Source organism: Nocardiopsis sp. NPDC006139 (assembly GCF_040614155.1).
GTDB classification, from domain to species: domain Bacteria; phylum Actinomycetota; class Actinomycetes; order Streptosporangiales; family Streptosporangiaceae; genus Nocardiopsis; species Nocardiopsis changdeensis.
Window position 1 is genome coordinate 195,566 of sequence record NZ_JBEXTT010000008.1, and the last position, 21,831, is coordinate 217,396.

Here is a 21,831-nt window from a genome sequence, read left to right on the forward strand (position 1 = left end):
CCGGGCCGTCGGTTCCGGCCCGGCCGCGGGGGTGGTCGTTCGTCGGCGGTTCAGGGGCTGAGCGCCCCGAGGACGATGAGGTCCTCCAGCGGCTCGATGATGCTGCACGTGCCGAAGGAGCGGAACGCGGCCCGGACCGCGGCCGCCTCCCCGGCGGTGAGCCCCTTGGCGCGGGCGGCCAGGGCTCCGCCGTCCCGGTCGGCCAGGACCGCGGCCGCCTCCGCGGCGCTCCCGCCCCGGACCAGGGTGTCGGCGGCCAGCAGCACGTTGAGGAAACCGTGCTGCTCGAACCCCTCGGAGGTGGTGTGCCGGACGGCGTGGTGCAGCCCGGCGGTGCACTTGAAGGGCACTCCGAGGTCGACGGCGGCGTACAGGTACGCGGCCAGCTCGTCCTCGTCCGGGTGGGCCTGTGCGGTGACCCCGCCGGTGCGGAACTTGGCGCGGAGCCCGGCGGAGGCGAGCGCCGCCAGGTCCGCACGGGCCCCTTCGGGCCCGCCTTGGCGGGAGACCTCCACGTACCCCTGGACGCTCCCGTGCCCGCCCGACCCGTCGGGGAGGTGGGCGTTGAGCACGGCGGCCACCCCGTCGGCGCCGCCGGGCGGGGCGGCGACCTCCAGGCCCTCCAGGCGCAGGGCGGGGTCGGCCAGGACCGCCTCGACGGCGGGGGCGACCCCGTCGGCGCCGCCGGGGACGGTGACCACGACCCCCAGGGGCGGGTGGTCGCCGTCCTCGCGGGACAGCACCGCGCGCAGCTCGGCCACACGGGCGTCGGAGACCAGGAAGGGGCCCACGTAGGCGGCCCGGGACGAGGTCCGGTGCCCGCGGTGGGCGGGCAGGGCCTCGCCCATGGGGGCGTTGCCGGGCGGGAACAGGGCGGCGTCGTCGAACAGGGAGCGGTACAGGGCGTCCCCGGCCCCGCCTGCGCCCGCCGCCGCGTCGGCGCCGCTCACGACTCCCGCCTCCCTCCGGCCCAGGTCCAGGCGTAGGCGCCGTCGTCGCAGGCGGTCCCGCCCTCGCCCAGGTCCAGGGGCCGGAAGGTGTCCACCATGACGGCGAGCTCGTCGAACCGCTCGGCGCCGATGCTGCGCTCGTAGGCGCCGGGCTGCGGGCCGTGGGAGTGGCCGCCCGGGTGCAGTGAGATGGAGCCCTGCCCGATCCCGGAGCCCTTGCGGGCCTCGTAGTCGCCCCCGCAGTAGAACATGACCTCGTCGGAGTCCACGTTGGAGTGGTAGTACGGCACGGGGATCGCCCCGGGGTGGTAGTCCACCTTGCGCGGCACGAAGTTGCAGATGACGAAGTTGTGGCCCTCGAACACCTGGTGGACGGGCGGTGGCTGGTGCACCCGGCCGGTGATGGGCTGGAAGTCGTCGATGTTGAACGCGTACGGGTACAGGCACCCGTCCCAGCCGACCACGTCGAAGGGGTGGGTGGGGTAGGTGTAGCGGGTGCCGGAGATGCCGCCGGGGCCGTCGCCGCGGTGCTTGATGAGCACGTCCACGTTCTCGCCCTCGACCAGCAGCGGCTCGGAGGGGCCGCGCAGGTCGCGCTCGCAGTAGGGCGCGTGCTCCAACAGCTGCCCGTAGCGGGACAGGTAGCGCTTGGGCGGGGCGATGTGGCTGTTGGCCTCGATCACGTAGGCGCGCAGCGGCTCGTCGCCGGTGGGCACCCAGCGGTGGGTGGTGGCCCGGGGCAGGATGACGTAGTCGCCGCGGCCGACCTCCAGCAGGCCGAACACGGTCTCCACGCGGGCGCTGCCGGACTCCACGTACACGCACTCGTCGCCGATGCCGTTGCGGTACAGCTCCGAGGGCGCCCCGGCGACCACGTAGGAGATGCGCACGTCGTCGTTGCCCAGGACCAGGCGGCGCGATTGGACGACGTCGGCGGCCTTCCACTCCTGGTCGTCGAAGAGCGAGTGCAGCCGCAGGTGGCGCGGCACCATCGGCGCGTTGCGGGTGCGGCTCTGGTCGGGGACCTCCCACTCGGCGGCGTCGACGATGGCCGACGGGATCGCGCGGTGGTAGAGCAGTGAGGAGTCGGCGGAGAAGCCCTCCTCCCCCATCAGCTCCTCGTAGTACAGGCCGCCCTCGGGGGTGCGGTGCTGGGTGTGGCGGGTGCGGGGCACCTCGCCTACCTGGCGGTAGTAGGCCATGGCATGTCCTCCAGGTGGTCGTCGTGGGTCGTGGTTCGTGCGGTCGCGCCGGGCGTCAGAGCGCGGGCGCCGGTCGTTCGGGGGCGGCGGCCCGCCCCAGGCAGGTGCGGACGGCGGCGGCGACGGCCCCGGTGTCGGCGGCGTCGACGACGGCGGCGATGTGGGCGTCGGGCCGCAGCACCCACACCCCGCCGGGGTGGCAGTCCAGGGCCTTGGCGAGGGCCCCGGTGGTGTCGATGTCGGCGAGGTGGAACGCGGCCACGGGCGCGCCGGTGGCGCCCCGGGCTGCGGCCAGGACGCCGTCGCGGGCGGCGTCGGCGTCGGTGCCCTCCGGGAGGGGGCCCAGCAGCAGGGTGACGCCCTCACGGAGCAGGGACCGCAGCCGGGTCGGCGCGTCCCCGCCGGACGGGCCGCCGGGCACCTCGACCGGGGCGTCGGGGGCGATCACGCCGGGGCAGGGCTCGGGGGCCCGGCCGCGGGGCGGGCGGCCGCCGAAGGGGAACCGCGCGTTGGGCGTGGTGAGCGGGGAGTCCACGTACCAGAAGGGCTCGGCCAGGCGCCCGGAGTCGACCCGGGCGCGGGCGGCCTCGTCGGTGAGCGCCTGCTCCAGGACGCTCACCCGCGTGGTGTGCTCGGCCTCGTCCTGGGGGACGAGGAAGCGCATGGTGGCGCCGGTGATCTCGGCGTTCTCCAGTGCGGCGGCGTGGCGTTCGGTGTGGTAGGTCTCCAGGAACTCCTCGTCCGCCCACCCGGCGCGGACGTAGGCGATCTTCCAGGCGGCGTTCTCGGCGTCCTGGACGCCGGAGTTGAGCCCGCGGGCGCCGAACGGCGCGACCAGGTGGGCGTTGTCGCCGACGAGCAGGATGCGGCCCGCGCGCATGCGGTCCACCACGCGGGTGTGGAACCGGTACACCGAGTGCCAGACGATCTCGTAGGGCTTCTCCCCGATGATCTGGCGGATGCGGGCGTCCAGTCGTCCGCTGGCCTCCTCCGCCTCCAGGTCGAAGTCGGCGGGGACCTGCCAGTCGATGCGGAACACCGAGTCGGGACAGGGGTGGATGAGCACCTGGCGGCCGGGGTTCCACTCGGGGTCGAAGTAGAAGCGGCGCTCGCGGGCCCAGTCGCCCAGGTCGGCGCGGATGTCGCAGATGAGGAAGCGGTCGTGGAAGCTGGTGCCCTCGAAGCCCAGGCCCAGTGCGCGGCGGACGACCCCGCCGTGGGCGCCCAGGCAGGACAGGGCGTGGGTGCCGCGCAGGCGGACCGGGCCGGCGGGGGTGTCGCAGGTGACGGTGACGCCGGTGTCGTCCTGCTCGATGCCGGTGACGGTGTGGTCCCAGGAGATCGCCACCCCCGCCTCGGCGAGGCGGCGGTCGAGGATCTCCTCGGTGCGGGACTGGGAGATGTTGACGAAGGGCGGCAGGGGGGAGGCGCCCGGGTCGGCGAGGCGGACGCTGAACAGTTCGCTGTCGCGGTAGAAGGTGCGGGCGGTGTCCCAGGTCAGGCCCTCTTCGGCGACCTCTCCGGCGCCCACCCAGTCCCACACGTCCAGGACGTCGCGCTGCTGGCAGATGGCCTTGGAGCCGACGGCGTCGCGCTCGGGCCGGGAGTCGACGATGCGGACGGGGACGCCGCGCCGGGCCAGCAGCAGGGCCGCGGTCTGGCCGACGGGGCCGGCGCCCAGGACCAGGACGGGCTCGGCGGAGGTGTCGGCGGGGGGTCGTGGAGCGGGAGGTCGCATGTCGGGCTCCTGGGCGTCGGCGCCCCTTCGGGGCGGGGGTGGTCGGTGGGCGGCCCCGGCGGCGGGACGGGTGCCCGCCGCCGGGGCGTCGGCGGCCGCGGGTCCCCTGCGGGAGGTTCCCCTCCCGCGGGGGCGGGGCTCGGCCCCGGCGGTCCGCTCAGGCCTGGAGGAGGTCCCAGACCTCGCGGTCGCGCTCGGCCGTCCAGATGACGGGGCGCTCGATGCCGGAGAACTCGTCCCACAGGCGCGAGACGTCGAAGGGCAGGCAGTGCTCGAAGATCGGCCAGTGGCCGTAGTCGTCGACGAGGGCGGCGTGGGTGGCCTCGAACGCCTCCTTGAGGGTGCCGCCGCGCTCGTGGACGCCGCCGACCTCGCGGATCATCACGTTGAGGAAGTTGCGGGTCTGCTCGATGGCGGCGTCGACCTCCGAGCGGCCGCGGCTGACCGCGCCGCGCCCGCCGACGAGCATCTCGGCGCCCAGGGCCTTGACCCTGTCCAGGGTGGCGCCGGCCCAGTCCTTGTGGAAGGCGTCGCCGGTGTAGAGGGCGGCCTGGGCCTCGACGAGGTCGCCGGCGAAGAGGATCTTCTGCCGGGGCAGCCAGGCGACGATGTCGCCCTCGGTGTGGCCGCGGCCGAAGTACTCCAGGACGAGTTCGCCGCGGTCGCCGCCCAGGTCGATGGTGGTGCGGTCGGCGAAGGTCTGGGTGGGCCAGGTCAGGCCGGGCACGGAGCCGGCGTCCTTGGCCAGGCGGGGCATGCGGCCGAACTCGCTGGCCCAGTCCTCCTTGCCGCGCTCGCGGATCAGCTCGTGGGTCTTCTCGTGGGTGAGGATGATCTCGGCGTCGAAGGCGCTGGCGCCCAGGACGCGGACCGCGTGGTAGTGGGAGAGGACCAGGTAGCGGACGGGCTTGTCGGTGTGCTCGCGCAGCTTGGCCAGCCACTCGCGGGCCGCGGTGGGCGTGGCCAGGGCCTCGAACGCCACGAGGAAGTCCTCGCCCTCGATGGCGCCCACGTTGGGGTCGCCCTCGGCGGTGAGCGCGTAGACGCCGTCGGCCAGGACCTCCAGGGTCTGCTGCTTGGCCTCGGTGTCGGCGGACGAGGCGAACGGCTTGGCTGCCATGGTCGTCGGGACCCCTTCACTCGCTCCGGGCGGCGGCCGCCGCCCATAATGATCAAACGTTTGATGATTCAGACCATAACGTGCTCTGCGTCACCGGACCAAGAGGCGCAGAGCCACCTCGCCGGTGATACAGGTCACACTGTACGCCTGTCGGCCGCCGACGGCAGGGCACCGACCTGCCCCGCTCCCCCACTCTCCCCACGGCGCGCACGACACCCCCGCCTCCCCGCGGCGGGTCGCGGTCCCCCCGGGAACGAAGAACGGAAAAAGCGCCGCCTCCACCCCGAAAAGAGCATTCGCCGCGTTCCACCCGTCCGCCGTCACCACTGAACAAGGCGCCCACGGAAAGGGAAAAGCACGGTAAACACGGCCCGGACCCCAGGTATTAGGCTGGTCCCGTGACCCATGACACCGCACCCCCCAGCAGTGACCTCACCTTCTGGTCGTTCGTCGACTACGCGGTGCAGAAGGCCGAGCAGGAACTCCCCTCCGTCAACGCCGACGCCATGCGCATGGTCCTCACCCTCAACCGGGCCACGAGCATGGTCATCTACGACCTGGAGTCCACGGTCCACCGGCCGCGCGGGCTCACCTGGCCCGGGTTCCGGGTGATCTTCGCGCTCTGGCTGGCCGGGCCGATGGAGGCCAAGACCACCGCCGAGATCTCCGGCATGAGCCGGGCCGCCCTGTCCGCGCTGCTCAACACCCTGGAGCGCGACGGACTCATCCTGCGCGAGCGCGCCACCCACGACCGCCGCGCCCTCCAGCTCAGCCTGACCGAGGCGGGCTACCACGCCATCCTCGGCGGGTTCCGCGCCCACAACCGCCGCGAGTCCGCCTGGGCCGAGGCCCTGGAGCCCGAGGAGCGGCGCGAGCTGGTCCGCCTGCTCAACAAGCTCATGGCCGGGTCCACCGACGCCCAGGCCAAGTTCCGCAACTGAGGGCGCCCGGCCCGGGGGCACCCGGCCGCCGTCCCGCGCCCTTCCCCGCGACAAGGGCCAATCCCGACCCGAGCGGCCCTTGAACCCGGTTCCCCGGCGTGGGGAGCATGGGGGCATGGACGACTCCACCCGTGCCCGCATCGACGCCGCACGACGGCACTTCTCCCCCGGGGCCGTGTACCTCAACACGGCCACCCACGGGCTGACCCCCGACACCGCGCTGGACGCGGTGACGCAGTACACCCGCGCCGTGGCCGAGGGTCGGTTCTCCCCTGCCGACGCCGACCCGGGCGTCGAACGCGCCCGCGCCTCCTACGCCCGCCTGCTGGGCGTGCCCGCGGAGAACACCGCGATCGGCGCCTACACCGCCCAGTTCGTCGGAACGGTCGCCGCCGCGCTGCCGCCGGGCGCCGAGGTCGTCGTCGCCGCCCGCGAGTTCAGCTCGGTGGTGCACCCCTTCCTGGCCCGGGCCGACCTCGCCGTCCGGGAGGTCCCGCTGGAGCACCTGGCCGACGCGGTCGGCCCGGACACCCGGCTGGTGGCGGTGTCGGCGGTGCAGTCCTCCGACGGGCGCATCGCTCCCCTGGAGGACCTGCTGGCGGCCCGCGACGCCCACGGGGCGCGGCTGCTCGTGGACGCCACCCAGGCGGCCGGGTGGCTGCCGCTGCCCGCCGACCGGATCGACTACACGGTGTGCAGCACCTACAAGTGGCTGCTGGGGCCGCGCGGCGCGGCGTTCCTCACCGGCACCGCGGAGGCGCTGGCGGAGCTGTCCCCGCTCGCGGGCAACTGGTACGCCGCCGAGGAGCCGTGGAACAGCCTGTACGGCGGGCCGCTGGCGTTGGCGCCGGGCGCCCGCAGGCTGGACCTGCCGCCGGTGTGGCCCGCCTGGGCGGGGCTGGAGCGCACCCTGGCGCTGCTGGAGGAGGCCGGGGTCGGCGCCGTGCACGCGCACAACACGGCCCTGGGCGACCTGCTGCGCACCGGCCTGGGCCTGGAGCCGGCGGGCTCGGCGATCGTGTCCGTCGCCGCCCCGGCGGGCGGGGTGGAGCGGGTGCTGGACGAGGGCATCGCGGTGGCCGCCCGCGACGGGCGCCTGCGCGCCTCGTTCCACCTGTACAACACCGAGGAGGACGTGGAGCGGCTGGTCAAGGCGCTCACCGGCTGAAACGGGCCGGCCCGGCCCGCAGCGGACGCTGCGGGCCGGGCGGCCGCCGACGGCTAGAAGATGGACCCGTTGAAGGCCGCGTCCGGACGGTGCAGGGCCGCGTCCAGGCGGGCGACCGCCCCCGGGGTGTGCTCGGTGAGCAGCCCGGCGGCGGCGTACCCGGTGAGCGGGGTCTGCCCCAGGTAGGCCGCGCCCAGCAGGGCCGCGTCCAGCGACACGTCCGGGGTGGCGTCGGTGGCCTCCACCCGCGCGCCCTCGGGGGACGCCTTCAGCGACCACGTCCCGGCGTTCCACGGCGCGTACCGGTCGGTGACCGCCAGGACCGCCTCCACCGGGGCGGCGTAGGTGCGCTCGGACAGCGCGCCGGGCACGTCCACCAGCCGGAACCAGAGGCTGTTGAAGACCTCCCGGACCAGCCGGTCCCGGTTGCCGAGCAGGTGCACGAGCGGGTCGTCCACCGGCATGAACTCGAACTCGATCCGGGCCGTCAGGTCGCGGTCGAGCAGGTGCTCGTAGAGCAGGGTCCAGGCCGCCGGGACCGTGGCCCGCATCTCCTGGACGTACACCGTCCCGGCCGGGCCGTCCGACTCCCACTTGCTCCGCGTGCTGTACAGGGCGTAGCCCACCGGGCCCTGCGGCCCGCGGACCACGACGGCGTGTTTGGGGCCCCGGCCCTCGCGGTGCTCGGGCTTGTCGCGCAGGGTCCGGTCCCACCAGTGGCCGGGGCGCGCGACCTGGCCGAGCCGGGCGGCGGCGGCCTCCGCGTACACCCGCTCCAGGTCGGCGCGCAGCTCCGCGGCGTAGCCCAGGCGGACCTCCAGCTCCGGGTCGCGGGGCGCGTCGGGGCGCAGCGCGGCGTGCGGCCGGGCGATGTGGGCCTCGGTCTCGGCGACGGCCGGGCCGTAGCCGAAGCGGCCGTAGATGGCGCCCTCGGACGCCCACAGGGCGGCGTACCTGACCCCCGCGGCGTGGATGTCGGCGAGCTGGCGGCGCATGAGGGAGCTGAGCACGCCCCGGCGGCGGTGGGTGGGCCACACGCCCACCCCGGTCACCCCGGCCACGCGGCGCGGCCCGCCGGGCAGGGTCATCTCGAAGCGGAAGTCGTTGGTGGCGCCGACGATCCGCTCTTCGCCGTCGATGTCGTCGACGGCCACGCGGACGCGCTCGTAGCCCTCGGCGTCGTGGATCGGACGCATCCGCTCCAGCATGGCGGGCACGTCCTCGGCGACCAGGAGGGCCTCGCCGATGACCCGGGCCGCCCGTGCGTACTCGTCCCGGTCGGTGCCGCGCACGGTCCACTCGGCGCGCGGGCTGTCGGATGTGGTCATGGTGTTCTTCGCCTTGTCGTTCGGTGCGGTCGGGACGGGATGGGGGGCGTTCGGAACGGGGCGGGGCCCGGCGGACCCGTGTCGGCCGGGGCCCGTCCCGCTCAGAAGCCGGTGTCGCAGCGGGGTGCCCGGGGGGTGTACAGGGAGGTGTCCAGGCGGGCGGCGGCGCCGGGCGTGTGCTCGACGGCGGTGCCGGCGTCGACGTGGGTGGTCACCGGCCCGCGGCCCAGGTAGGCGGAGCCCAGGTGGGCGGCGTCCAGGGACAGGTCGGGGGCCGTCGTGGCGGCCTCCACCCGGGTGTGCTCCCCGTCGGTCTTCAGGTGCCAGCGCCCGGCGTTCCAGGGGGCGTGCCGGTCGGCGACCTCGATGACGGTGTCCAAGGGGTGGGCGTAGGTGCGCTCGGCCAGGGCGGCGGGCACGTCGACCAGGCGCAGCCACAGGCCCCCGCCGGCGCGGCGGACGGCCTGGGCGGGGTCGGCCAGCAGGGCGGGGAGGGGGTCGTCCTCGGGCAGGCCGACGACCTCGGTCTCCACGGTGAGGTCGGTGTCGAAGAGGTACTCGTACAGGGCGGTGCGGGCGGCCGGGGTGAGGGCGTTGACCTCCCGGACGGAGACCGTCCCGGTGGGCAGGCCGCCCTCGCCGTAGCCGGTGGTGACCCGGTGCAGGGCCGCGCCCACGGGGCGGCCCCGGGCGTCCCGGACGACGACGGCGCGCAGGTCGGAGGTGTCGGGCCGGGGGCGGGAGAGCATCCACAGGCGCAGCTTCCACCAGTTGCCCTCGCGGGGGAAGCCGCCCGGGCGTTCGGCCTGGGCGGCGCGGTGCAGCAGGTCCAGGTCGGGCAGGACGTCGGCGGGCTCGGCAAGCTCCAGGGTGAGCGAGGGGTCGCGGGGCGCGTCGGGGCGCAGGGCGGCATGGGCCCGGCTCACGGAGTAGGTGTGCTGGCGGAACGCCTGGCCGTAGCCGTAACGGCCGTAGATGCCGCCTTCGGAGGCCCATAGGATCGCCAGGTTCTCGCCGCACCGGCGCAGGTCGGCGAGCTGTTCGCGCAGGAGCGCGGTGAGGATGCCGCGTCTGCGGTGGGTGGGCAGCACGCCCACCCCGGTCACCCCGGCCGCCGGGCGCGGACCGCCCGGGACGGTGAGGGAGAAGGGGTGGGAGTTGGTGGTGCCGACGATGCGGCCGCCGTCGCGGACGACCAGGAAGCGGTCGGGCTCGTTGACGGGGTGGTCGCGCTCGGTGTCGAGCAGGTCGTTCAACGGGATGTTGATGGCGGTGGCGAACACCCCGGTGGCCTCGGATATCTCGTCCTCCGCGGGCCGGTCGACCTCCCATCCGGGTCCGTCGGATCGGGGTGTCGCGGGGTGGTGCTCTGCTGCCATGGACCGACCCTCTCAGGACCGCCGCGGGGCGCGCCACTGCTTTTCCCTGTGTCCGCGGTTACGCCTCCCCCGGCTGACCGGCGGGGTGTCGGCGGGCGGCCGCGGCGGCCAGGGAGCGCTGGATCCGGTCGGCGGCGGTGAACGCCCCCAGGACCACCAGGCGCACCAGGTCGGCGTCGGCGGTGCGGCCGGTGGCGGCCCGCCAGGCGGCGACGTCGGCGTCGGCGATCCGGTGCGGGGACAGGGCGGCGAGCACGGCCAGGCGCACGGCGGTCCGGTCGGGCGCGTCGAGCCCGTCGGCGTGCGCGCCCACGGGGTCCTCGAAGAGGGCGGGCGGGCGCCCGTCCCAGGCGGCGACGGCGTCCCGCGTGCGGGCGCGGACGGTGTCGGGGACGTCCAGGGAGGCGACGGTCCCGGCCAGTGCGGCGTAGGCGGTGCCGACGGGTCCGTCGGCCCAGGCGGGCGGGGCGGTGTCGGTGGCCGGCAGCAGTTCCAGGGAGCGGCCGGGCGCCACGGGCCGGCCGGGGCCGCGGCGCACGGCCGCGCCCAGGACCCGGCGCACGGTCCGGGAGCGCTGGAGGTCGCCGGGCAGCAGGCGCTCGACGAGGAGGGAGGAGGTGACCCGGTTGATGATGTGCGTGACCAGGGCGGTGCCGATGAACGCGGCGGTGTGATCGGCGGGGAAGGGCGGCGCGGGCCGGGGGCCGGGGGTGGGGTCGCCGGTGGCGGCGGCCCAGTCGGCCAGGGCCGCCAGGGCGGGGTCGCGGGGGCGGCGGCCCGCCCGGACGGCCTCGGCGGCGGTGTGGTCGCCCCCGGCGTGGCCCAGGGCGGTGTGGGCGTCGACGCAGAAGGGGCAGGTGTTGGCGGCGGAGACGGCGACGGCGACGAGTTCGCGCTCGGCGCGCGGGACCGGCCCGGCCAGTTCGGACTCGCGCAGCAGCGCCCAGACGCACACCAGGAGCTCGGGGGCGCGGGACAGGGTCATGAGGGGGCCGTCGGCGAGCAGGAACTCGTCCTTGATCTGGGCGTAGGCGGCGGCGACGGGTCCGGTGGCGTCCTTGGGGGCCACCGGTGAGGTGTAGCGGTAGATGTCGGGCACGGGTCCTCCTCGAACCACGGGGGCTATCGCAACTTTTTGTTGCGATAGCTTCAGTATGCGTGCGCCGGGCACCTGCGGCAAGGGAGAATCGGGACGATCCCGGGAGGACGATGACCCACGAACACGACGCCGGCCCCGCCCGGCCGGTGGGGCGCGGGGCCAAGGTGCTGGCCGCCGTCCGCGCCGCCACCCTGGCCGAACTGGGCGAGCGGGGCTACGCCGACCTCAGCGTCGAGTCGGTGGCCCGCCGCGCCGGAGTGCACAAGACCACCGTGTACCGGCGCTGGCGCGACCGGCAGGCGCTGGTCGTGGACGCCTTCGAGCACCTGGCCGCCACGGAGGTCCCGGTGCCCGACACCGGCGCGCTGGCGGGCGACCTGGAGGCCCTGGCCCGCGCCCTGGTCGGCCTGCTCACCTCGCCGCGGGGCGCGGTGATGACCGCGATGCTCGCCGACGCCGCGCGCATCCCCGAGATCGCGCGGGCGCGCGAGCGGGTCTTCGCCGACCGCGTCGAGCACGTCCGGCCGGTGGTGGAACGGGCCGTCGCCCGGGGCGAGGCCCCGCCCGGCACCGACCCGGCGCGGGTCGCCCGCGCGCTGGCCGCGCCGGTCTACCTCAGGCTGCTGGTCAGCGGGGACCCGCTGGACGAGGGGGCCGCGGCCGAGGCCGCCCAGACCGCGCTGGCCGTGGTCGGCCGCCTGCGCGAAGAGTATTCCGACCGCTGAAAGGGCAGTTCCCTCCTGTGACAGCCGTGACCTCTTCGACGACGAAGCGCTCCGACCGCCCCCGCCTGGTGGTGGGGGTGGACGCGGGCGGCACCTCCACCCGGGCCCTGGTCGCCACCCCGGCCGGCGAGCGGGTGGGCCTGGCCCGGGCCGGCGGCGCCAACCCCAACACGCACGGCACCGCGCGGGCGGGCCGGGAACTGGCCCGGGCGGTGGGCGCCGCCCTCGACCAGGCCGGGCCGCGCGCCCGCGAGGACGTGGTGGCCGGGGCGATCGGCCTGGCCGGGGTGTCGGCGCTGCGCGACGACCGGGTGCGCGCGGCACTGGTGGAGGAGCTGCTGCTGGTCGGCGTGCCGGCGGACCGGATGGTGTTCGTCGGCGACGACGAGGTGGCGTTCGCCTCCGGCACCCCCGAACCCGACGGGACGGTGCTCATCGCGGGCACCGGCGCGATCGCGACCCGGATCGAGGGGCGGCGCCGCAGCCGGTCCGCGGACGGGATGGGCTGGCTGATCGGCGACGAGGGGTCGGCGTTCTGGATCGGCCACCAGGCGGCCCGGGAGACCGCCCGCCAGCTGAGCCGGGGCACGGCGCTGAGCCCGCTCGCGCGGATGGTGGCCAAGCGGGTCATCCCCGGCAGGCGCCCGGTCCAGGGGCGCGAGCACCTGCCCGAGGAGCACGCGCGCGCCTTCGCCCGCACACTGACCGGGCGGCCGCCGATCGGGCTGGCCGAGCTGGCCCCGCTGGTCTCGGAGGCGTTCGCGCAGGGGGACGAGGCGGCCGAGGTGATCGTGAACGCCGCGGCCGGGCACCTGGCGCACTCGGTGCACCAGGTGCGCACGCCCGGGGAGCGGCGGCCGGTGGTGCTGGCCGGCGGGGTGCTGCTGGGGTCCGCGCCGGTGCACGAGGCGCTCACCCGCAAACTGGCGCTGGGCACCGCGGGGTCGCCGCTGTCGACGGCCGGGTGCACCGCCGGGGCGGCGGCCTGGCTGGCGGCCCTGGAGGCCGGGGCCCCCGCCGACGACACCCGCCTGCACGCGGTCTTCACCGCCCCCACCCGCGACGGCCGCAGCGACGCCGCCTGAGGCCCGTCCTCGGCCGCCGGGGGTTTCCGTGAGGCGCCCGGCCGGGTTCCGGAGGCCCGGAGGAGAGGCCCCCGGGGAGGACCCGTGGCCGTGGGCCGTCCGCCACGCGACGGGCGGGGATGCCGGTGCAGGACCGAAGGCTCCCGCCCTCAACGGGCGCCGGGCGGGACGGGGGTGCCGCGGCCGCGGGCCGCCCGTCGAGGGCGGCGGCCCGGACGGCGGGGCCGCCCGGGCCGGCCTTCACACCCGCGCCGGGGACGGGGCGGCCGAAGCGCGTTCGCGCGGCCACAGGGCCGCGGCCGCCGCGGCCCCGCCGACGGCCAGGACGGCCAGGACGGTCCAGGCGGGCGCGAACCCGGCGGCGGTGCCGATCCACCCGGCGACCGGGTAGGTGACCAGCCACGCCGCGTGCGACAGCGAGAACTGGGCCGCGAAGGCCGCGGGCAGGCCCGCGGGGGCGACCGAGGAGCGGATCACCCGGCCGGTCGGCGTGATGACCAGCGCCATCCCGGCGCCGACGGCCACCCAGACCGGCACCGCGACCGCCCAGGCGGCGATCTGCGCGTACGCCGTCCCCACGGCGGCCAGTACGGCGGCCACGAGGACCGCGGCGCCGGTCATCATGACCGCGCGTTCGGCGACGCGGTCGAGCACGCGCGGCAGGACCAGGGCGACGGCCAGGGTGCCGCCGCCGGAGGCGGCGAGCATCCAGGCGACGTCGGCCTGCGTGCCGCCGAGCCCGTCGCGGACGAAGTTGACGGTGTTGACGACCACGATCGACCCGGACGCGGCGACCACCAGGTTCAGGGCCAGGACCCCGCGCAGCCGGGGGGCGGCCGCGAAGGCCCGGATCCCCGAGGCCAGCCGGTCCCAGACCCGGGTGAGCCCGCTGGGCCGGGCGTCGGGGACCCGGGTCGCCAGGACCAGCGCGGCCGAGGCGGCGAAGCCGGCCGACGTCCCGACGAACAGCCAGTCGAAGGTCATGAACGTCAGGGCGACGGCGGCGAGCACCGGGCTGAGCAGGCTCTCCATGGTGTAGGCCACCTGGGAGGCCGACAGCGCCCGCGTGTAGTCGGACTCACGGGTCACGATGTCGGGGATGACCGCCTGGAAGGTGGGCGTGAACGCCGCGGAGGCGGCCTGGAGGACGCCGATCAGCACGTAGATGTGCCAGATCTCGGTGACGAAGGGTAACGCCAGGACGACCGCGGCGCGCACCGCGTCGAGCAGTGTCAGGAACAGCCGTCTGGGCAGCCGGTCCGCGTAGGCGGCGACCACGGGCGCGATGAGGACGTACATGACCATCTTGATCGTGAGCGCGGTGCCCAGGACCGCGCCGGCGTCCGGGCCCGCCAGGTCGTAGGCGAGCAGCCCCAGGGCCACGGTGGCCAGCCCCGTGCCGAACAGGGCGATGACCTGGGCGGAGAACAGGTTGCGGTAGTCGCGGATGGCGAAAAGTCCCATGGTGGCGCTCCTCGTGGAGTGGTCGTCGTCGAACGCGGTAACCATATACCCCCCAGGGGTATTTCCACCACCCTCTCCGGCACCCCGGAGGGGTACCCTGGCCGAGGGTGGTGTTAGGTTCGCCTAACACGTTTCGACGAAGGGGGCCGCCGTGACCGAGCGACGGGAACGACCGAAGGCGACCGTGCACGTGGGCCGGGTGGAGGCGGTGGAGCGCCTCACCCCGCACATGGTGCGGGTGGTGTTCGGCGGGGAGGGCCTGGACGCCTTCGCCACCGCCGGGTACACCGACTCCTACGTGAAGCTGCTGTTCCCGCCGCCCGCCGAGGGCGACCCCGAGCCCTACGACGTGCGGGAGATCCGCGAGAGCCGCCCGCGCGAGGAGTGGCCGGTCACCCGCACCTACACCGTGCGGGCCTTCGACCCGGCCACCCGGCGGCTGACCGTCGACTTCGTCCACCACGGCGACGCCGGGCTCGCCGGGCCGTGGGCGGCCGCGGCCCGCCCCGGCGACACGCTGCGCCTGCTCGGCCCGGGCGGCGGCTACTCCCCCGACCCGGACGCCGACTGGCACCTGCTGGCAGGGGACGAGAGCGCCCTCCCGGCGATCGCGGCCGCGGTGGAGCGCCTGCCCGAGGGGCGTCCCGCGCACGTGTTCGTGGAGGTCGCCGACCCCCGGGAGGAACAGAAGCTGGACGCCCACTCCGGGGTGCGCGTGCACTGGCTGCACCGGGGCGACCGACCGGTGGGCTCCCTGCTCACCGAGGCGGTGCGGGCCCTGGAGTTCCCGGCGGGACGGGTGCACGCGTTCGTGCACGGCGAGGCCGGGTTCGTGCGCGACCTGCGCCGGCTGCTGCGCGTCGAGCACGGCCTGCCCAAGGAGGACCTGTCGATCTCCGGCTACTGGCGGCTGGGCCGCGACGAGGACGGCTGGCAGTCCTCCAAGGCCGAGTGGAACAGGCAGGTGGAGGACGAGGAGGCCGCGGCCCTGGCCGACCGCTCCTAGGGCGCGCTCGGCGGATCATTCCGGGTCGCGGCCGCGAGGCCTCCTCTCGCCGCACCGCCTGCGCTCGGACAGCCGAACCCGGGCTGACCTGCGCCGGTCGTCCTGCGAGAGATCACCTCGCGGCCGCTCCCGGCATTCGACGCAAGCGCCGAAACGCTCGAAAGCATCCACCGAACACGCCCCAGGACCCGCGGCCGCGGTACCGCGGCGGACCGCGTTCTGTCACCGTATCCTCACGATACGTACTACCGGTCTTGACAGGTCTAGACCACACTTGCTTGGGTGACGGCACCCCCTGCGGCGCGCGGTCGGATGCGCGCCGCCCCCGAGGAGTGTGATCACGTGATCCGACGTCTCCTGAGCCAGTTCGCCGCGCTCGGCGCGATGGCGGCCCTGCTCACCGTTCTCCCCGCGACCGCCGCGCAGGCCGCCGTCTGCGCGGCGCCCTGGAGCGCCTCCGCCGTCTACACCGGCGGCAAGACGGCCTCCTACGAGGGCCGCAACTACACCGCCAAGTGGTGGACGCAGAACGAGCGCCCCGGCGCCTCGGACGTGTGGGCCGACCAGGGCCCCTGTACCGGCGGCGACGGCGGCGAGCAGCCGGGGCCGAGCGACTTCATCGTCACCCAGGCCCAGTTCGACCAGATGTTCCCGAACCGGAACCCCTTCTACACCTACAGCGGCCTGGTCGCCGCGCTGAGCTCCTACCCGGCGTTCACCAACACCGGGAGCACCGAGATCCGCAAGCGCGAGGCGGCCGCCTTCCTGGCCAACGTCAGCCACGAGACCGGCGGCCTCGTCCACATCAAGGAGACCAACGAGGCCAACTACCCCCACTACTGCGACCGGAACCAGCCCTTCGGCTGCCCGGCGGGCCAGGCCGCCTACTACGGCCGCGGCCCGATCCAGCTCAGCTGGAACTACAACTACAAGGCCGCGGGCGACGCCCTGGGCATCGACCTGCTCAACAACCCCTACCAGGTCGAGCAGAACGCCTCGGTCGCCTGGCGGACCGGCCTGTGGTACTGGAACACCCAGACCGGCGCGGGCTCGATCACTCCGCACAGGGCCATCGTCGACGGCCACGGCTTCGGCGAGACGATCCGCGCGATCAACGGCGGCCTGGAGTGCAACGGGGGCAACCCGGGGCAGGTCCAGAGCCGGATCGACAAGTTCACCCGGTTCGCCCAGATCCTGGGCACCACCACCGGCTCGAACCTGGGCTGCTGACCTCCCGGGCGGGTCCGAACGCCCGTGGAGAGCAGCCGGTCCGGCTGTACAGAGCGGGGGCGTGCCCGGCCGTCCGGCCGGGGGCGCCCCCGCTCCCCCGTTCTGCGGCGCTACAGGTCCAGCTGTTCCAGCGCCGCCACGTAGCCCTCGTTGAAGGTGGGGAACTGCGGCGTGGAGTCGATGAGGTAGCCCACCGGGATCCGCGCGCGGATCGCCAGCGCCGCGGTGTTGATCCATTCGGAGACCATCGGCCCGAACGCCCACGCCCCCACCAGCACGCCCTCGTCCCGGTCGGCGATCACCCCGAGGGTGCCGCGCGGGTCGGTGGCGTGGGTCCAGGGCCGGGCCAGGGTCTCGGGCAGGTCGATCTCGGCGGTGGCCACGTCGATCCCCCGGTCCCGGGCCTGCTCGGAGGTGAGCCCGACCCCGGCGATCTCGGGGTGGGCGAACACCACCCGGGGCACCCCCGTGTAGTCGGCGCGGCGGTCCCCTCCCAGGATGTTGGCGGCCACCAGCCGCCCCTGGTACTTGGCGACGTGGGTGAACATGGCGCGGGCGGTGACGTCGCCGACCGCCCACAGCCCCGGGGCGACCCGGCAGCGTTCGTCGACGGGCAGGGCGCCCCGGTCCGTCTCCACGCCGAGGTCGGCCAGGCCGAGCCCGTCGCCGCGCGGCCTGCGCCCCGTGGCCAGCACGAGGACGTCGGCGCCGACGCTCTCCCCCGAGCCCAGCACCGCCGCGACGCCGTCGCCGTCGGCGGCCGCCGAGGCCACCTCGGTGCCCAGGTGGACGGTGATGCCGTCGCGCTCGAACTGCTCGGAGACCAGTTCGCACAGGCGCGGGTCCTCGCGGTCCAGCAGCCGGTCGCCGCGCTGCACGAGGGTCACCGCCGACCCCATGCGGGCGAGGAACTGGCCGAGTTCGACGGCGACCGCTCCGCCGCCCACCACCAGCGCCCGGCCGGGGATCCGGGTCAGGGTGGTGGCCTCGCGGTTGGTCCACACCCGGTCCGGGCCCAGGCCGTCCAGGCCGTCGACGGGCGGGCGCACCGCCTCGGAGCCGGTGGCGACCACCACGTGGTCGGCGGTGTACTCCCGCCCGTCGACCGCGACCCGCCAGGGGTCGCGGCCCACGACGCGGGCGGCGCCCTTGAGGACCAGCGCCCCCTGGTCCCGGTACCCCCGGACCTGCCGGGAGTCGTCCAGGTGGCGGATCATCTGGTCGCGGTAGGCGCGCAGCGCGGGCCAGTCCAGGCCGGGCCGGTCCAGCCCGGCGGCCTCCTCCGCGTCGGCCCGGGCCTCGGGCGGGCGGATGAGCGTCTTGCTGGGGATGCAGGCGTAGTACCCGCACTCGCCGCCGATGAGCTCGCGCTCCGCGACGGCCACCCGTTTGCCGGCCTTCAGGAGCCGGTCGGCGACGACCTCGCCGCCCGGTCCCATGCCGATGACGATGGCGTCCAGGTGCTCCATTGGTGTCCTCCGCTCGCCGGGTCCCCACCGATGGTGTCCCCTGCCGGCCCGCACCGGGTGCCCGACACGCGGTCACCACCGGGGTTCGCGGGTCCAGATGCGGGCGGGGACACCGGTGACCAGGTCGCGGCCGCGCAGCACCTGCACGCGCCAGGGGTCCACCCGAAGCACGGAGAGCTCCGGGTCGTCGGGGCCCTTCCAGAACCCGGACGGGTCGTAGCCGGCCCCGGGCGGGCTGCCGTAGCGGTACAGGTCCCAGACCCGGCGGCGGTCGGCGGGGTCCTCGGTCCAGGCGGCGGTGGCGTCGACGGAGGCCGTGTTCTGGGTGGGGTTCCAGTAGGAGAAGGTGACGTGCGGGTTGTTCGCCAGGTGGGCGGCCTTGACCGGGGTGCGGTAGGTGGCCAGCCAGCCCCGGGGCTCGTCGCCCTCGGTCTCCCAGACGGGGATGAGGACGCGGGTGCGGGGCCTGCCCTTGGCGTCGACGGTGACCATGGTGGCGTAGTTGACGGAGCCGACGACGGCGTCGAAGTCCTCGCGGAGGTCGGCGAAGGTGTGGACGCGGCCGCGGCGGCGGGTGGCGGTGCTGTCATCGTTCATGGCACCACCGTGCGCCGCGCGGCTCCGGGGATCCTCAGGGTCCGCTCAGGGCCTCCCGGTCCGCCGGGGCGGCGGGGCCGGAAGGGCCGGAGCGGCCTGCGAGCAGCGCCTCGGTCCCCTCCACGGCGCCCCGCGCCGTCTCCCGGGCCAGCCCCTCCGCGCCGAGGGCCCGCCGGATCCGGTCCTCGATCCGGGCCACGTCGTCGCGTTCGGCGTCGGGCAGCGGCACCCCCACCGAACGGCGCAGGGCGTCGGCGGCGCCGAGCAGCCGGGCGGCGTGCCCGGCCCGCCCGGCCAGGGAGCGGGCCCCGGCCAGCCCCTCCAGGGCCAGGGCCAGGGCGCGGGGGTCGCCGGTGCGGCGGGCCGCCGCCAGCCCGCGCAGGTGCAGGTCCTCGGCCCCGGCGGCGTCGCCGTCCAGTTCGGCCGCGAACCCCAGCTCGGCGAGGATGAGCGCGGCCCCGAAGTCCGAGCCCGACTCCAGGTGCCAGTCCAGCCAGGCGCCCAGGTGGGTGCGGGCGGCCGCCAGGTCGCCGCGGCGGCGGGCCACCAGGCCCAGGCCCAGCACCGCGGACTCCTCCCCCACCACGTGCCCCTGTTCGGCGGCCACCCGGCGGGCCCGCTCGTGGAGTTCGGCGCTGCGGGTCAGGTCGCGGCGGAGCAGGGCAATGCGGCCCAGGGAGGTGAGGCGTTCGCCGACCTCGGTCCACAGGCCCAGGTCCTCGGCGGTGCCCAGGGCCTCGCGGTGGTGGCGTTCGGCGGCGTCCAGGTCGCCGGCGGGCTCGGCCCGGGAGGCGAGCAGGAAGGAGGCCAGGGCCTGGCCCCACCGGTCGCCGAGGTCGGTGAACAGCGCCCGGGCGCGCTCGCCGCGGCGCAGGACGGCGTCCAGGTCGCTGCGGCCGAAGGCGCGCCGGGCCAGGGTCGCCGCGGCCGCGGCCTCGCCCCAGCGGTCCCCGGTGCGGACGAAGAAGGCGTGCAGGTCCTCCAGACCGGCCTCGTCCCCGCCGCCGAACCCGGTGCGCACGTGGGCGAGGAACCAGCGGGCCCGCGCCTCGCCCGCGGCCAGCTCGCCTGCGGGCTCCGGGACGGGGCCCGCGTCGCGGCCCAGGCCGTGCCCCAGGGCGGCGCGCCACAGCAGAGCGGTGCGGTGCAGCGGGTGGTCCGGGGCGCCGGGCAGGTGCAGGGCGGTGTCCAGGGCGCGCACGCCCTCGGCCAGGCGGCCGCGCATCACCCGGTACCAGGCCAGGGAGACGGCCAGGCGCAGGGCCGCGTCGGCGTCCCCCGCGGTGCGGGCGGTCTCCAGGGCGCGGCGCAGGTCCGCGCCCTCGGCGTCCAGGGCGTTCAGCCACCTGCGCTGGGCGCCGGTGCGCAGCAGGGGGTCGGCCCTCTCGGCCAGGGCGAGGTGGTGGTCCAGGTGGCGGCGGCGGACCCGCTCCTCCTCCCCGGCCTCGCGCAGCCGCTCCGTCCCGTAGAGCGCGACGGACTCCAGCAGCCGGTAGCGGGGGCGGGCCTCGCGCGAGGCGGTGACCAGGGAGCGGTCGACCAGCCGGGCGAGCAGGTCGGGCACCTCCGCGCGGGGGACGCCGTCGCCGGAGACGACCTCCTCGGCCGAGGCCAGGGAGGCGCCGTCGGCGTGCACGGCCAGGCGGCGCAGCACGGCGCGCTCGGGGCCGGTGAGCAGCTCCCAGCTCCAGTCCAGGGCGGCGCGCAGGGTGCGGTGCCGGTCGGGGGCGTCCCGGTAGCCGTCGGTGAGCAGGGCGAACCTGTCGTCGACGCGGTCGGCGAGCTCGTGGACGCCCAGGGCCCGCACCCGGGTGGCGGCCAGCTCCAGGGCGAGGGGGACGCCGTCGAGGCGGCGGACGATGGAGGTGACGGCGTCGGCGTTGTCGTCGGTGACCGCGAACCCGGGGGCCGAGGCGGCGGCGCGGTCGGCGAACAGGCGCACCGCGTCGGCCTCGGGCAGGGGCTCCACGGCGTGCAGGTGCTCGGCGGCGATGCCCAGCGGCACCTGGCTGGTGACCAGGGCGCGCAGCCCGGGGGCGGCGGCCAGCAGGGCGGACAGGACCGGGGCGAGCGCGGCCGCCACGTGCTCGGCGTTGTCCAGCAGCAGCAGGGCGTCGCGGGTGCGCAGGGCGTCGGCCAGCCGGGTGGTGCGGGTGCCGGGCGGGGCGGTGAAGGGGCTGGTCCCGGAGGAGTCGTCGCGCACCCCCAGGGCGGCGGACAGCGCCTCCACCACGGCCGCCTCGGCGCTGTCGGCGTCCTCGCCCGGGCAGACCCCGGCCAGGTCGACGGGGTGGACGCCGCCGGGGGCGGCCTGTGCGGCGGCGGCCAGGGCCAGCCGGGTCTTGCCGACGCCGCCGGGGCCGGTGAGGGTGACCGCGCGGGCCCGCTCCAGCAGGGCGAGCACCCGGGCGAGGTCGTCCTCGCGGCCGACCAGCGGGGTGAGGGGCACGGGCGGGTCCGGCGGGGGCGGCAGCCGCGGGGCGTCCCCGCCGGGTGCGGGCGGTGCCGGGATGCCGGGGACGGTGTGCGTCACCGGGGCGGCGGGCGCCGCGGGGGCGTCCAAGGCGGGGTCCTGGGCGAGCACGGCCTGGTGCAGGGCGGTCAGCTCCGGCCCCGGGTCCAGGCCCATCTCGTCGGCCAGCAGGTCGCGCAGCCTGCGGTAGGACTCCAGGGCCAGGGTCTGGCGGCCGGACCGGTACAGGGCGAGCATGTGGGCGGCGCGCAGGCGCTCGCGCAGCGGGTGCTCCTCCACCAGGTCGCCGAGCCCGTCGGCGACCGCGGCGTGCTCCCCCAGGTCCAGGCGGGCCCGGGCCTGGTCCTCCAGCGCGGTGAGCCGCCGCTCCTCCCAGCGCAGGACGGCGGCGCGGACGAAGTCGTGGTCGGCCAGGTCGGCCAGGGCCGGCCCCCGCCACAGCGCCAGGGCGTCGCCCAGCAGGCCCACCCGCGCGGCCGGGTCGGCGGTGTCGCGGGCCCGGCCCAGCAGGTCCTCGAAGTCGCGCGCGTCCAGTCGGCCGGGAGCGGCCTCCAGCAGGTAGCCGGGGCGGCGGGAGACCAGCAGGGCGCGGCCGCCCGGCTCCGCGGCGTCCAGGACCCGGCGCAGCTGGGAGGCGCGGGTCTGGAGCGAGGCGGTGGGGTCGGCGGGCAGCTCGGCTCCCCACAGGTCGTCGACCAGCCGGTCGGCGGGCACCACCCGGCCCGGCTCGATGAGCAGCGCCGCCAGCAGCAGGCGGACCTTGAGCTCGGGCACCCGCACCGGCTCCCCGCGCTCGTCCCACACGGCCAGCGGCCCCAGCACCCCGAATCTCATGATCCGAACTCTAGGGGGCCTCA

The 21,831-nt window shown here is 76.1% G+C and carries 17 protein-coding genes; 6 read left to right on the top strand and 11 right to left on the bottom strand.

Annotated elements, in window-relative coordinates:
• Positions 1-50: 50 nt before the first annotated feature.
• From ABZ249_RS13325 to ABZ249_RS13340, 4 genes are all read right to left on the bottom strand, one after another.
• Complete coding sequence (locus ABZ249_RS13325) at positions 51-950, bottom strand: hypothetical protein (RefSeq protein WP_355261553.1); 900 nt, start codon at positions 948-950, stop codon at positions 51-53.
• Positions 947-2,152, bottom strand: a complete 1,206-nt coding sequence (locus ABZ249_RS13330) for a cupin domain-containing protein (protein WP_220560902.1) — start codon at positions 2,150-2,152, stop codon at positions 947-949. Before ABZ249_RS13330 ends, ABZ249_RS13325 begins: the two co-directional genes overlap by 4 nt.
• Before the next feature lie 55 nt (positions 2,153-2,207).
• Complete coding sequence (locus tag ABZ249_RS13335) at positions 2,208-3,890, bottom strand: FAD-dependent monooxygenase (protein WP_355261556.1); 1,683 nt, start codon at positions 3,888-3,890, stop codon at positions 2,208-2,210.
• A 157-nt stretch (positions 3,891-4,047) separates the two neighbouring features.
• Positions 4,048-5,010, bottom strand: coding sequence for an MBL fold metallo-hydrolase (locus ABZ249_RS13340; protein WP_220560900.1), 963 nt, complete (start codon positions 5,008-5,010; stop codon positions 4,048-4,050).
• A gap of 398 nt (positions 5,011-5,408) precedes the next feature.
• Between ABZ249_RS13340 and ABZ249_RS13345 the strand changes: the two genes are divergently transcribed.
• Together ABZ249_RS13345 and ABZ249_RS13350 are read left to right on the top strand one after the other, a co-directional pair.
• Entirely contained in the window at positions 5,409-5,951 is a 543-nt protein-coding gene (locus ABZ249_RS13345) for a MarR family winged helix-turn-helix transcriptional regulator (RefSeq protein WP_220560898.1), read from the top strand.
• Positions 5,952-6,066: 115 nt separating this feature from the next.
• The gene (locus tag ABZ249_RS13350; RefSeq protein ID WP_355261560.1) at positions 6,067-7,119 is read left to right on the top strand and encodes an aminotransferase class V-fold PLP-dependent enzyme; all 1,053 of its coding nucleotides are present in this window, start codon (positions 6,067-6,069) and stop codon (positions 7,117-7,119) included.
• Positions 7,120-7,172: 53 nt separating this feature from the next.
• Here the strand turns inward: ABZ249_RS13350 and ABZ249_RS13355 are convergent, their stop codons facing one another.
• From ABZ249_RS13355 to ABZ249_RS13365, 3 genes are all read right to left on the bottom strand, one after another.
• The gene (locus tag ABZ249_RS13355) at positions 7,173-8,447 is read right to left on the bottom strand and encodes a GNAT family N-acetyltransferase (protein ID WP_355261563.1); all 1,275 of its coding nucleotides are present in this window, start codon (positions 8,445-8,447) and stop codon (positions 7,173-7,175) included.
• A gap of 101 nt (positions 8,448-8,548) precedes the next feature.
• On the bottom strand, positions 8,549-9,826 hold the full coding sequence (locus tag ABZ249_RS13360; protein WP_355261566.1) for a GNAT family N-acetyltransferase: 1,278 nt from the start codon (positions 9,824-9,826) through the stop codon (positions 8,549-8,551).
• Between the two features lie 58 nt (positions 9,827-9,884).
• Entirely contained in the window at positions 9,885-10,925 is a 1,041-nt protein-coding gene (locus ABZ249_RS13365) for a carboxymuconolactone decarboxylase family protein (protein WP_355261569.1), read from the bottom strand.
• Between the two features lie 110 nt (positions 10,926-11,035).
• On the opposite strand from ABZ249_RS13365, the gene ABZ249_RS13370 reads away from it, so the two are divergent.
• Together ABZ249_RS13370 and ABZ249_RS13375 are read left to right on the top strand one after the other, a co-directional pair.
• Positions 11,036-11,650, top strand: a complete 615-nt coding sequence (locus tag ABZ249_RS13370) for a TetR/AcrR family transcriptional regulator (RefSeq protein ID WP_355261572.1) — start codon at positions 11,036-11,038, stop codon at positions 11,648-11,650.
• A gap of 77 nt (positions 11,651-11,727) precedes the next feature.
• Positions 11,728-12,735 carry a BadF/BadG/BcrA/BcrD ATPase family protein gene (locus ABZ249_RS13375; protein WP_355261842.1) on the top strand — a complete coding sequence of 336 codons (1,008 nt, stop codon included), beginning with the start codon at positions 11,728-11,730 and terminating at the stop codon, positions 12,733-12,735.
• Between the two features lie 240 nt (positions 12,736-12,975).
• On the opposite strand, the gene ABZ249_RS13380 is transcribed toward ABZ249_RS13375, so the two are convergent.
• On the bottom strand, positions 12,976-14,199 hold the full coding sequence (locus ABZ249_RS13380; protein WP_355261575.1) for an MFS transporter: 1,224 nt from the start codon (positions 14,197-14,199) through the stop codon (positions 12,976-12,978).
• A 151-nt stretch (positions 14,200-14,350) separates the two neighbouring features.
• On the opposite strand from ABZ249_RS13380, the gene ABZ249_RS13385 reads away from it, so the two are divergent.
• A complete protein-coding gene (locus tag ABZ249_RS13385; protein WP_355261578.1) occupies positions 14,351-15,205 on the top strand; it encodes a siderophore-interacting protein in 855 nt (284 codons plus the stop codon).
• A 342-nt stretch (positions 15,206-15,547) separates the two neighbouring features.
• Entirely contained in the window at positions 15,548-16,435 is an 888-nt protein-coding gene (locus ABZ249_RS13390) for a glycoside hydrolase family 19 protein (protein WP_220560891.1), read from the top strand.
• 110 nt (positions 16,436-16,545) lie between these two features.
• Here ABZ249_RS13390 and ABZ249_RS13395 read toward each other — a convergent pair whose 3' ends face one another.
• The 3 genes from ABZ249_RS13395 to ABZ249_RS13405 all read right to left on the bottom strand — a co-directional run bounded on the left by ABZ249_RS13395 (position 16,546) and on the right by ABZ249_RS13405 (position 21,808).
• Positions 16,546-17,904 (bottom strand): NAD(P)/FAD-dependent oxidoreductase, encoded by a 1,359-nt coding sequence (locus tag ABZ249_RS13395; RefSeq protein WP_355261581.1) that lies wholly within the window; start codon positions 17,902-17,904, stop codon positions 16,546-16,548.
• A gap of 72 nt (positions 17,905-17,976) precedes the next feature.
• Complete coding sequence (locus ABZ249_RS13400) at positions 17,977-18,501, bottom strand: pyridoxamine 5'-phosphate oxidase family protein (protein ID WP_355261584.1); 525 nt, start codon at positions 18,499-18,501, stop codon at positions 17,977-17,979.
• A 34-nt stretch (positions 18,502-18,535) separates the two neighbouring features.
• Positions 18,536-21,808, bottom strand: a complete 3,273-nt coding sequence (locus ABZ249_RS13405; RefSeq protein ID WP_355261587.1) for a BTAD domain-containing putative transcriptional regulator — start codon at positions 21,806-21,808, stop codon at positions 18,536-18,538.
• Between the last annotated feature and the right edge of the window lie 23 nt (positions 21,809-21,831).